Source organism: Rhodoferax sp. AJA081-3 (assembly GCF_017798165.1).
Taxonomy (GTDB): Bacteria; Pseudomonadota; Gammaproteobacteria; order Burkholderiales; family Burkholderiaceae_C; genus Allorhodoferax.
Map to the genome: position 1 here is coordinate 781,791 of NZ_CP059068.1, position 11,895 is coordinate 793,685.

12 protein-coding genes are annotated in these 11,895 nt (G+C 59.0%); 3 read left to right on the forward strand and 9 right to left on the reverse strand.

Features of this window, described 5'->3' with window-relative positions; genetic code table 11:
• Positions 1-2: 2 nt before the first annotated feature.
• The 4 genes from ybgF to HZ993_RS03650 are packed head-to-tail and all read right to left on the reverse strand — an operon-like array spanning position 3 to position 3,474.
• Entirely contained in the window at positions 3-797 is a 795-nt protein-coding gene (ybgF, locus tag HZ993_RS03635; RefSeq protein ID WP_209395912.1) for a tol-pal system protein YbgF, read from the reverse strand.
• On the reverse strand, positions 794-1,312 hold the full coding sequence (pal, locus tag HZ993_RS03640) for a peptidoglycan-associated lipoprotein Pal (protein ID WP_209395913.1): 519 nt from the start codon (positions 1,310-1,312) through the stop codon (positions 794-796). The genes ybgF and pal overlap by 4 nt, the downstream gene beginning before the upstream one ends.
• A gap of 34 nt (positions 1,313-1,346) precedes the next feature.
• Positions 1,347-2,612, reverse strand: a complete 1,266-nt coding sequence (tolB, locus tag HZ993_RS03645) for a Tol-Pal system beta propeller repeat protein TolB (RefSeq protein ID WP_245213809.1) — start codon at positions 2,610-2,612, stop codon at positions 1,347-1,349.
• Positions 2,613-2,619: 7 nt separating this feature from the next.
• Positions 2,620-3,474 carry a glycosyltransferase family 2 protein gene (locus tag HZ993_RS03650; RefSeq protein ID WP_209395915.1) on the reverse strand — a complete coding sequence of 285 codons (855 nt, stop codon included), beginning with the start codon at positions 3,472-3,474 and terminating at the stop codon, positions 2,620-2,622.
• 67 nt (positions 3,475-3,541) lie between these two features.
• On the opposite strand from HZ993_RS03650, the gene HZ993_RS03655 reads away from it, so the two are divergent.
• Genes HZ993_RS03655 through msbA form a run of 3 tightly spaced genes read left to right on the forward strand, consistent with a single transcriptional unit; the run spans position 3,542 to position 7,369 of the window.
• Positions 3,542-4,330 carry a glycosyltransferase family 2 protein gene (locus HZ993_RS03655; protein ID WP_209395916.1) on the forward strand — a complete coding sequence of 263 codons (789 nt, stop codon included), beginning with the start codon at positions 3,542-3,544 and terminating at the stop codon, positions 4,328-4,330.
• Positions 4,323-5,564: an O-antigen ligase gene (locus HZ993_RS03660; protein WP_209395917.1), complete on the forward strand. Its 1,242-nt coding sequence runs from the start codon at positions 4,323-4,325 to the stop codon at positions 5,562-5,564. Before HZ993_RS03655 ends, HZ993_RS03660 begins: the two co-directional genes overlap by 8 nt.
• A complete protein-coding gene (msbA, locus tag HZ993_RS03665; RefSeq protein ID WP_209395918.1) occupies positions 5,561-7,369 on the forward strand; it encodes a lipid A export permease/ATP-binding protein MsbA in 1,809 nt (602 codons plus the stop codon). The genes HZ993_RS03660 and msbA overlap by 4 nt, the downstream gene beginning before the upstream one ends.
• Here the strand turns inward: msbA and HZ993_RS03670 are convergent.
• From HZ993_RS03670 to rlmH, 5 genes are read right to left on the reverse strand one after another with little or no spacing between them, the layout of a single operon-like run.
• Positions 7,358-8,473, reverse strand: coding sequence for a glycosyltransferase family 4 protein (locus HZ993_RS03670; RefSeq protein WP_209395919.1), 1,116 nt, complete (start codon positions 8,471-8,473; stop codon positions 7,358-7,360). The genes msbA and HZ993_RS03670 overlap by 12 nt on opposite strands.
• A gap of 47 nt (positions 8,474-8,520) precedes the next feature.
• Entirely contained in the window at positions 8,521-9,267 is a 747-nt protein-coding gene (locus tag HZ993_RS03675) for a polysaccharide deacetylase family protein (protein ID WP_245213810.1), read from the reverse strand.
• Between the two features lie 34 nt (positions 9,268-9,301).
• Positions 9,302-10,777: a ribonuclease G gene (gene rng / locus HZ993_RS03680; RefSeq protein ID WP_209395921.1), complete on the reverse strand. Its 1,476-nt coding sequence runs from the start codon at positions 10,775-10,777 to the stop codon at positions 9,302-9,304.
• A 23-nt stretch (positions 10,778-10,800) separates the two neighbouring features.
• Positions 10,801-11,412, reverse strand: a complete 612-nt coding sequence (locus HZ993_RS03685) for a nucleoside triphosphate pyrophosphatase (protein WP_209395922.1) — start codon at positions 11,410-11,412, stop codon at positions 10,801-10,803.
• Positions 11,413-11,421: 9 nt separating this feature from the next.
• Positions 11,422-11,889 (reverse strand): 23S rRNA (pseudouridine(1915)-N(3))-methyltransferase RlmH, encoded by a 468-nt coding sequence (gene rlmH, locus HZ993_RS03690; RefSeq protein ID WP_209395923.1) that lies wholly within the window; start codon positions 11,887-11,889, stop codon positions 11,422-11,424.
• Positions 11,890-11,895 lie beyond the last annotated feature (6 nt).

Here is an 11,895-nt window from a genome sequence, read left to right on the forward strand (position 1 = left end):
AGTCAGCGCAAACGCGCCAGACGGTCCTTGGCAGCCTGTGCGGCCTCGGAGGACGGGTAGTTGGCGACCAGGTCATCCAGTGTCTTGCGGGCGCCCTTGTTGTCCTTCAACTCCAGCTGGCAATTGGCGATGGCCAATATGGCCTCGGGCACACGCATGTGGTCACCGCCCATGGCGACCAGCGCACGAAAGCTCGCCAGGGCGTCTTTGTAGTCTTTGGTCGCGTATTGGGCATTGCCCAACCAGAACAACGCAGAGGGCCGGAACCCGGTCTTGGGATAACGGTTGAGAAAATCCACAAAAACCAACTGCGCCGCAGCAAATTCGCCCTTGCGGAAGGTGGTCATGGCAGCGTCATAGTCACGCTTCTCCGCCGGATCGGCCAGGAATTCGCGGCCATCCACCGTCAGGCGTGAAGGCTCGAACCTGCGCAGACGTTCGTCCACGTTTTGGACAGCATCTTTTTGCTGGCGCTGCAGCTCTGCCACATCACGGGCCATTTGTTCATCCTGACCACGCATTTTGGCCAATTCTGTACGCACCGCGTCCAACTGGCCTTGCAGGTCGATCAGGCTACGCTGAAGCTGTGCCGACTCATCCGTCGCACGCCGGGTTTCTTCGGCCAGCTTCTGCTCAGTCAATTGGACCTTTTGCCGCAAATCCAGAATGGCCTTGCGCGCCTCTTCGTCATCGAAAAGACCTGCAGAGGCCTGGCCCATACAAGCCACCATCACAGCAGCAGCGGCCGCCACGCGGCTCAACTGCACGACAGACGTGGACCAGGCGCGTGTTTTCATCGGTACGAGATTTCAGCGCGACGGTTCTTGGCAAAGGCGTCTTCGGTCGAGCCCATGACTGCAGGCTTCTCCTTGCCAAAGCTCACTGCCTCCAACTGGCTATCGGGCACGCCCAGCAGGCCCATGGCGCGGCGAACGGCCTCGGCACGTTTTTGACCCAGGGCCAGGTTGTACTCACGGCCACCGCGCTCGTCGGTGTGGCCTTCGATGGCGATCTTCTTGGACTTGTCGGCCTTGATCAGCTTGGCATTGGTCTCAATGAGTGCCTGGAATTCAGGGCGGATGGCATAACTGTCGTAGTCAAAATAGACCACACGGTTGGCGACATCGGGCACCTTGCTTTTATCCAGAGCCACGGGAGTGACTACACGTTCGCCCACGCCGCCGGTGCCAGGACCACCGGGTGTTGTGACATTGGTTCCCGATTTATCTTCAACGGGAACCGTATCCAATTTGGTCGAACTGCAAGCACTCAAGAAAACAGCGACAGCTGCCGCCAATACCAATTGTTTCATCCAATACTCCTTTTGATTTGCGGTTATTACGTTATTACTTTTGCATGGGGCCCCAATCGGGCTCCCGAATATCACCATTTTGACCCGCCAGGCGGGCCTTGATCTTTCCGTCCACTGTGGTTGTCATCAGCGCTTCGCGACCTTGTTGCTGGGTGGCGTAGATGATGAGTCGTCCGTTGGGAGAAAAACTGGGGTTCTCGTCGGCCGTTGTGTCCGTGATGGCATTGGTGGCACCCGTCGCCAGGTCCATGACGTGTAGTTTGAACACACCACTTACGCGAGAAATATAGGCCAGCCATTTGCCGTCCGGACTCAAAGACGGAGAAATATTGTAAGTGCCGGTAAAAGTAACACGTTCTGCGTTGCCGCCCGTTGACGGCATGCGGTAAATCTGTGGCGCACCGCCGCGGTCGCTGACGAAATAGATGGACCTGCCATTGGTCGTGAACGTGGGTTCTGTGTCGATGGAGCTGTTTTGGGCCAGGCGCCTGGGCTCGCCACCCGTGGCGTCCATCAGATACAGCTGAGAGCCGCCGTCGCGTGTGAGGGTCGCCGCGAGGGTTTTTCCGTCTGGCGACCACGCGGGTGCGCTATTGGAACCCTTGAAATTGGCCACCAGGCGACGTTTTCCGGTAGCCACGTCGTGCACAAAAATCACGGGCTTGCGTGACTCAAACGAGACATAGGCCAGTTGCTGGCCGTTGGGCGCCCAGGACGGCGAAATGATTGGCTCCGCACTGTTGAGTGCACTTTGTGCACTTTCACCATCGGCATCGGCCACCCACAGGTTGTAGCTCTGGCCAACCTTGGTCACATAGGCAATACGGGTGGAGAAAATGCCCTTGTCGCCGGTCATTTTTTCATACACAAAGTCTGCGATGCGGTGGGCCACCAGGCGCAAATCGCCCGCAACTACGGCATAACTCTGGCCACCCATGTCCTGCCCACGTACCACATCCCACAGGCGCATGCGCACATCAAAACGGCCATCGGCCAGGCGGGTGATGCTGCCGGTGACCAGGGCATCCGCCCCTTTTTGGCGCCAGGTCGAAACCTCTGGCCGGGAGCCTTCATCCATGGCTGCGCCACTGCTGTCCACCGCGCGGAACTGCCCACTGCGTTCCAGGTCGGCCTGGACAATACTCGCTATCTTCTGAGGGGCTGATTCGTCGCCACGGAAGGTGGCAATGGCAATCGGAACCTGGGTCAGCCCCACACCGGAGACCTCCACACGGAACTGCGCAAAGGCAGAGCTGCAAACCAGGCTGGTTATCAAAATTAACAGGTGACGCTTCAACATCTTCGCATTATCCCAGTGTTGTGATGAGCACATCATCGTTGATCCGTTCTTTTGCGTAACCCAATGTTGGCTGGGTTACGGTCGTCGTGGCACGGGCCTTCACGACAGCAGCGTTGTGTGACTCCTGGTTGCGCGCCGCCTCCTGGTGCCACAGGTGAAACACCTCGGTCGCACAAAAACCGTTCTTGCGTGCCACCCCACTGTTGTGCAATCGCAAGACAAAGTCCGCATCCTCATGGCCCCAGCCCACAAACGACTCATCAAATCCGTTTACCCGCTCAAAGTCCGTACGCCAGCATCCCAAGTTGCAACTGCGTATGCCTTTCCACGAAAAAATTTTGCTGTTGCGCCATGGCATATCCGGAAGGCGCAGCAGGCCCGTTAGTTTACTGGCGTGCCCACGCACCCTTTGACCCAGCCAGTACCAGATCGACCGTCCGATGATTAGTTCCACTCCATTCAACACCTGGCTGCTCAATGCGGGGGATAACAATACGCGGCTGCCATTCACAAAAAAACCGGGCTGCGCCAATCGTTTGTGCTGGGCGATGAAGTCCACCTCGGGAACACAGTCTCCGTCGAGGAACACAATGTAGGCCCCGCGTGACGCGGCCACACCAAGGTTGCGAACACGCGACGCGGTAAAACCAACGTCTGGGTGCCACACATGGGTCACGCGCAGTGCCTTTGCTGCGGGGGACTGCAGAACAGCGACCTGGTGCTCGGCGCGGGAGCCGTCGTCCGCCACGACTACCTCAAATTGGCTATCCGTCTGGCGTGTTAAACCGGCCAGAACCGCCAGCACGGCGTCACTGCGGTTGTAGGTCGTGATGACCACGGAAACAAGTGGGGAAGCATTCATTTTGAACTAGACTACGCGGCTGGCAACCGCCTGCAGCGCGCCAAGTGGCCGAATACTACCACCCCCGATGAGCAAAATTTCCGTCTATATCATCGCCTTCAACGAAGCCGAAAAAGTTGCCGCCACCATAGAAAGCGTGCAATGGGCCGATGAAGTGGTGCTGGTGGATTCCTGGAGCACCGATGGCACACCGGAGATTGCCACTCGCTTGGGCGCCAAGGTTGTGCAGGTCGATTTCAATGGCTTTGGTGCATTGCGCAACAGCGCCCTCGCCGCCTGCTCACACGAATGGATTTTCAGCCTGGATGCGGATGAGCGTTGCACGCCGCAGGCCGAACAAGAGATCCGCGCCATCACCAACGACCCGAATGCTGCCGACGTCTACTGGATGCCGCGGCGCAACTACTTCATGGGTCGCTGGATCAAACACTCTGGCTGGTACCCCAACTACCGCCAACCCCAGTTGTTCCGCAACGGTGCGATGGAATACGACCTGAAGCCGGTGCATGAAGGTTACGTGCTGAAGACAAGCAAACCCATTGGCCATTTGCAAAATGCCATCTGGCAGTTTCCGTTCAAGAACATGGCCGAGGTCATGCACAAGTCCAACCGCTATTCGACACTGGGTGCAGAGAAGATCAAACACAAGAAGATCAGCATGGGCAGCGCATTGGGCCATGGCGTGTGGTCCTTCGCCAAGCACTACATCTTCAAACTCGGCTTCCTCGACGGTTGGGCCGGTTTTGTCATTGCGTTGGGTAATTTTGAAGGCACCTTCTACCGCTACGTAAAAGCCATAGAAATTCAAAAAGGCGCCGCATGGCAAGCGCCCAAACACCCCACCAGCAATGGTTGACACAACCACCAAGTGGAACGTCCGCCTGTTCGTGGTGTGTCTGGCGGCGCTGTCGGTCAGCCTGCCCATAGCCTGGATCAGTCTCGCCAAGGTCTTGTTGTTTGTCCTGGGGTTGGTGTATTTGATAACCAGTCACTGGACCCGGCACCGTGATACCGCACTGCAGCGGCTCTGGACGACATACGCCGTTCTGGGCAGCATGGTGGTGTTCGCTTTCAGCCTGCTGTGGACCGATGCCGACATGGAGTCTGCTCTTTATAGCCTTGTAAAACACGCCAAGTTGATGGGTATCCTGTTGGTGGTGTATTTCGTGCGTACGGTGCACGAAGCACGTATGGGCTTGCTGTTTTATGCAGGTGGCCAGGGCTTTTTGTTGCTCAGTTCTTGGTTGCTGTTTGTGGGTATCCCCGTACCCTGGGTGGCTGACACGGCGACCGGCAATGTCGTTTTTTCCACCTACCTCGACCAATCCATCATGCTTGCGGCCGCTGCTGCAGTCTTTTGGCATCTGCGCCAGGATGGTCTTTGGCCCCGTTGGCTGGGTGCAGCCGCGGCGTTGTTGGCCTTGGCCAATGCATTGTTGTTGTTGGAAGGCCGAACCGGCTATCTGGTTGCTTTGACCACATTGACCATGGGTTTGGTGTGGGCCATGCCCCGGCGTTTCCGCTTGGTGACCCTGGTGGTGTCACCCCTGGTCGTACTGATGGGCCTGTTGCTGGTGTCGGCACAGGTGCAGGAGCGCGTCACCAAGATCGTCAGCGAAAGCGTGAACTACTCAAAAAGCCAGCAAGTAGCAGCCGAGGACTCTTCCGGTTGGCGTTTGAATGCCTGGCGCAGATCCCTGCAAGCCATAGATGCCAAACCCTTCAACGGCCATGGCGTCGGCGCCTGGACTCCCGCCGTTAAGCAGTTCGAAGACAGCAAGACCGCAACCCGCCTGTTTGGCGAAGGCAACCACAGCAACCCGCACCAGGAATATTTGTTGTGGGGGGTCGAACTGGGTGTGGGTGGTCTGATCCTATTGGTGGCGTTGATGGCCTGTATGGCGCGGGATGCCCTTCGCTTCCCAGACAACATCCAGCGCGCTACCTTGTCGGTGCTGGCGGCCATGGCGGTAGCCTGTCTGTTCAATTCGACCTTGTACGACGACTGGATTGGTGATTTCTTCTGCATCAGTTTGGGTCTATTGCTTGCCGCGGGGGTGCGCAGCACACCACACACATCACTGCCATGACAACAGAACTACCCGATACCGAGACGCCCGCACAACCGGCGCCGCCCTCAACAAGCCTGTTGCAGCGCCTACGACCGCTGTGGCCCTACTTTGGCAAGTCACCCGCCACCTGGGCGGTGGTAGCGCTGTGCACCATTGTGGGTGCATCCACAGAACCCATGATTCCCGCGGTGATTGATTTGTTGCTCGAACGCGGGTTTGTGAAGCGAGAACTTGATCTGTGGACCGTGCCTGCGATGTTTGTGTCCATATTTGCGGTGCGTGGCCTGGCCGGCTACGTTGCGCAGCTGGGTCTGTCCAGCATCACCAACAATGGCTTGACGGCTTTGCGCAGTGCCATGTTCAAGAAGGTGCTCCAGGCGCAGTTGCAACTGTTCTCTGCAGAGAGCTCCAGCTCCCTATCCAACGCTATCGTCTACGAGACCCAAACCGGCGCCGCGATGTTGGTGAACTCATTGCTCAGCCTGACACGCAATGCGTTGACGCTGGTCGCCATGATGGCCTACCTGCTGTTTTTGAATTGGCAACTGACGCTGATTGTGATTGCGGTTTTTCCGGCGGTCGCCTGGGTGATGCGCAAACTCACATCACGCCTGCACAAGCTCACCAAGGCCAACCAACAAGCCACAGACAGCCTGGCCTACGTCGTGGAAGAGAACGTGCTGGCACACAAGGACATCCGGCTGTATTCGGCCCAAACCTCACAGGCCGTTCGGTTTGACAAGCTGGGCGAATCACTGCGGCACTTGGCCATGAAGTCAACCGTCGCAGGCGCTGCCATGACACCGATGACGCAAATGTTGGCTGCGATGGCCCTCTCCGCAGTCATCGCGGTAGCGCTGGCCCAGAGTACGAGTAGCGGAACCACCGTCGGTGGTTTTATGGCCTTTGTCGTAGCCATGCTGATGATCATCGCGCCGATTCGGCAGCTGTCGGAAGTATCCAGCCCCATCATCCGTGGGCTGGTCGCGTTGGAACGGGGTTTAGCACTGATCCACGCAACCCCCAATGAAACCGAAGGCACGTTTGCCAAGTCACGTGCCACGGGCGACATCGTCTTCACCCAGGTTGGTGTGCAATACGCCTCCGGTTCAGCCCCCGTCATCAGCCAGCTCGATCTGTCCGTTGCGTCCGGTGAAACGATTGCCATCGTTGGCGCTTCGGGCGCCGGCAAATCCACGCTGGTCAACCTGTTGCCACGTTTTGTAGACGCCAGCACGGGCAGCATCTCCCTGGACGGTCATGCGCTTGCGGACTGGAACTTGCAGTCCCTGCGCTCCCAGTTTGCTTTCGTCAGCCAGCATGTCATCATGCTCAACGACAGCATTGCTGCCAATGTCGCATTGGGCATGGACTTGAACCGCAGCAAGGTAACGGAGTGCCTGCGCGCCGGCAATCTGGGAGGCTTGATCGGCGATCTGCCACAGGGCATAGACACCGTGGTGGGACACAACGCCATGCAGCTGTCGGGCGGCCAGCGCCAGCGCCTGGCCATTGCCCGTGCGCTATACAAAGACGCACCGATTTTGATACTGGACGAAGCCACGTCTGCGCTGGACACCGAATCCGAACGTGCGGTTCAAGAAGCCCTGCAGGGTCTGATGCGCAACCGCACCACGCTGGTGATCGCCCACCGCTTGTCCACGGTCATGCATGCGGACCGCATTGTCACCATGGACGCGGGTCGTATTGTGGAAATAGGCAACCACCAGGAATTGCTGGACAAAAACGGCCACTATGCGCGGCTGTACCAGATGGGGCTGGAATCCTTCGTCGCCAAAGACGCGCCGGTCCTAACGGCCTGAGACCACCGTTTGGTAAATGGTCTCCTGATGAAGTGCCTGCTCTGACCACAGGTGTTGTTGGGCAAAACGCAGACCGTTGTCACTGAGTGTGTTGGCCAGCGCCACATCCGCCAACAGGCGTTGCAACTCCTGCGCCAGCTCGGTGGCATCACGCGGCTGGTTCACGATCAAGGCGTTTGTCTCATGGGCCAACAGGCCGGAGATGCCGCAATACTGGGCACTGCTGACCACTACCGGCAGGCCGTGCGCCATGGCCTCCAGCACTACCATCGCAAACGTGTCTTCCAGCGTGGGGTGTGCCAGGCAATCGGCAGCCCGGTAAGCGTCATCCACGGTGCGCAACGCTCCCAAGAAAAACACACGCCCCCGCATACCACCCGCATCCACTGCATGCTGAAACCCGGCTATCTGAGCCGCATTGCCGACCACGGCTACGAAACAATCGGCAGGTAGTTGGGGCAATACCGCGAGCAAGGTTTCCAGACCTTTCTTGCGGTAGTCGTTCCCGACAAACAGGATGCAACGCCCTTGTGCAGGTAGCCCCAAGCTCACCCGCGCCGCTGCCTTTTGGTCCGCAGCCACCACACCGGGTACGCTGACCACGCCCGGTGTCACCACCTGGAGGGTTGGCACGGACGCCGGATACGCCTGCGCCATCACCGGCTTCAAACTGTCGGACGCCAGCACCACACAACGATCCGCCTGAGGCTTGTAACGAAAGTGTTCCAGGCACAGGTAGGCCACCAGGCGCGGGCTGGTGACGATCTTGAGCCAGCGCAAGGCTAGGCGCCAACCCGTGCGGCCTTGCAGCAGGCTGTGCTTGACGGGCACCACGTGCACCGTCTGCACCTGGCCATGCCAGGTGTTTTCGTGTGAATGCACCACATCAAAGCCACGCCGTGTTTGCCACCAGGTGGCCAGTGCAAACCACAGCTGGTTGATCCAGCGGGGTTTATCAAAGGGCCAGGGAATCGGGTGGTAGGTGACTCCTGGCCACTGGTGCTCTATTTGTTGGGCAAAGACATGGATGTCGTGGCGCGCAGCGAGCTGCTCGACCATGGCAATCGAATAACGCTCGGCACCACCCCCGGTGGGCTTGAACATCCGGTTCAGGACAGCGATGCGAAGCCGTTTGGGAGGGACAGCCACCGTTAATCCCGCCGACGGTCTTCGTACTGCGACACCAGTTTCCACCACAGCAACATGCGGTGGGTTCGGCGCAAAACCGGCACGCGGGGTAACTCCCACAAGCCGTCGCCTGCGTGGCAGCGCCCGCGCCGCGTGGTGGTGGCCGTCATGTAATTGGCCTGCCGGACCATCTCCACATGTTCAGGCCTGAACTCACCATAGGGATAACAAAAGTGGCTGACTGCGGTGCCGGTGACATGCTCCAGCTCTTCCTTGCACAGCGAAATTTCAGCATCACTGGCCACAGCATCCAGAGCCAGCAAACGCGCATGGTGGCGGGTATGGGCCCCCACCTCTTGCCGCCCTGCCACCCACTGCCGCAAATGTGCCGCGGACATCAGTTCGGAGGGTGGCACACCCATGGCAGCGTCCCAGCTGTTGGTCTGGCCCAGCATGCCACTGACCACATAACAAGTGGATGAAAAACCATACCACTGCAACACGGGCAAGGCGTGGGTCAGGTTGTTCAGGTAGCCATCGTCAAAGGTAATACCAAAGACTTTGCCCTGGCGCTCACCGCGCAGGTAAGGCTGCAGGGCCGTCATCGACAGGCCGTGGTAACCCATGCCATGCAGAAACGCCATCTGCCGTTCAAAATCTTTGGGGGCAACACTCAAGCTGCGAAAGCCTGAGCCCTTGGGCGGCGTCTCCGCGATCTGGTGGTAGGTCAGTATGGGGACCGGCGAGCGACTTTTGACTTTGGAATGCACGGTGGACAACAATATGCAAAAAAAAACGGCGGTGTTAGAGCAACACAATATCGTATTGGTCCTGCCCCATTGCAGCCTCGCTTTGTAGCGATACAGGCTTGCCGATGAATTCACTCAAACCAGCCAGATGCTGGCTTTCTTCATCCAGAAACAATTCAATGACCTTGGGTGATGCGACCACACGAAACTCGCGCGGGTTGAACTGCCGCGCCTCGCGCAAAATCTCGCGGAAGATGTCATACGCCACGCTGCGCGGTGTTTTGACAATGCCCTTGCCCTGGCATGCGGCACAGGGCTCACACAACATGTGGGCCAATGATTCACGCGTGCGTTTGCGCGTCATCTCCACCAAGCCGAGCTGAGAGAAGCCTCCCGCCATGGTCTTGACACGGTCACGCGACAACTGTTTGCGGAACTCGGCCAACACCGCCTCCCGGTGGTCTTCGCGCACCATGTCGATGAAATCCACAATGATGATGCCGCCTAGGTTGCGCAGCCGCAGTTGGCGCGCAATGGCTTGCCCCGCCTCCAGATTGGTCTTGAAGATAGTGTCGTCGAAATTGCGTGCGCCGACGAACCCCCCGGTGTTGACATCTATCGTGGTCAGCGCTTCGGTCTGGTCCACGATGAGGTAACCACCCGACTTGAGATCCACCCGGCGGCCCAGCGCCTTTTCAATCTCTTCGTCTATCGAGAAAAGGTCAAAGATCGGGCGCTCCCCCTTGTAGTGCTGCAGTTTGTCGGCCGCCATGGGCATGAACTCGGCGCCAAAGGCTTTCAGGGCCTCAAACTGCTCACGCGAATCCACCCGTATGGTCTGGGTGGCCTCGCCCACCATATCGCGCAGCACACGCTGCAGCAGGCTCAAATCCTGGTGCAGCAGAGACTGTGGTGGCAGGCGTGTGGAGGCTTCCTTGACACGCGCCCAGGCCTTGCGCAAATAGGCGATGTCTTCGGCCAGCTCGGGGTCGGAGGCATCTTCGCCATTGGTCCGCAAGATAAAACCGCCTCCCTGCGTGCCGCCCAGTTGCTGCATGCGGCTGCGCAATTCGTCGCGCTGGTCCTTGGGAATCTTTTGCGACACGCCAATGTGGTCGTCCTGCGGTAAAAACACCAGCAGGCGGCCGGCGATGCTGATCTGTGTGGACAGCCGCGCGCCCTTGGTGCCAATGGGCTCCTTGATGACCTGCACCATCAGCGCCTGGCCTTCAAAAATCTGCTTCTCGATGGGGATGACGGGGGCTGCGCCTTTGGCGATGAAAGGCGCCTCGCCATCGGGCTGGCGGTGCCACACATCGGCCACGTGCAGGAAGGCCGCACGCTCCAGACCAATGTCAATAAATGCCGATTGCATGCCGGGCAATACACGGGCCACCTTGCCCAGGTACACATTGCCCACCAGGCCTCGCTCCAGAGTGCGCTCCACATGCAGCTCCTGCAGTGCGCCGTTCTCCAGAATGGCCACGCGGGCCTCTTGGGGAGACCAATTGATCAAAATATCGTTTTGCATCACGGGTATCCGGGTTGATCTATTCAGAGCCTGAACCCCAAGGACCGCAGCGCCTGCGCGGTCTCATAAAGCGGCAGGCCCATGATGCCAGAGTAAGACCCGCTCATGTGCGCTATGTGGGCAGCCGCCCTGCCCTGCACCGCATAGGCACCGGCTTTGCCCATGGGCTCGCCGGACGCCACAAAGGCTTCAATATCAGCCTCGTTCAACTCTGCAAACGTCACCCAGGACTCGCTGCAGGCGGCGGCGTACTGATCACCCATGCCGATGGCGATTGCCGTCAGGACCCGGTGTGGACGGTTGGACAGCGCACGCAACATGCGCTTGGCGTCTTCGGCATGTTCAGGCTTGCCAAAAATGGTCTGCCCCATGGCCACGGTTGTGTCTGCACACAAAATCGGCGCAGGCTGCAGGTTGCGACGCACCAGCCGCTGCTGGGCCGCTTGCAGCTTCAACGCCGTCACACGTTGCACATAGGTCTTGGGCGCTTCGTTGCGCAGCACCACTTCCAGGGCTTCGGAGTCTTCTTCATCATCGGGCAACAACAGGGCGTGTCGCACACCCAGTTGCTCCAGCAACTGGCTGCGCCGCGGGCTCTGGGATGCGAGGTAAATGAAGTCGGGAGCAGCATGCATTGGAAAAAACTATTCCCTGTGGTACGGGTGGTTGGCATTGACCGACCAGGCCCGGTACAGCTGCTCAATCAGCAACACACGAACCATGGCGTGGGGCAAGGTCAGGTCTGACAGTCGGATACGCTCATGCGCGGCCTGGCGAAAGGCTGGGTCCAGCCCGTCCGGCCCGCCAATGACTAGGGCCACATCGGTGCCACCCAATTGCCAGTCTTTGAGCTTGGCCGCCAGGGCCATGGTGGTCACCGTGGTACCCCGTTCGTCCAGCGCGACAATACGCGTCCCTTTGGGGATGGCGGCCTCTATGCGGGTACGCTCGGCGGCGTACAGGGTTTCCAGGGTCTTGGAGCTGCGGGGCTCGGTTTTGACGGCCTTGAGCTCGACCTTGAGCTCATGCGGAAAACGTTTGGCGTAGTCATCCCACGCTGTTTGCGCCCAGTCGGGCACCCGCTGTCCAACGGCGACGATGATCAGCCGCACGGGGAG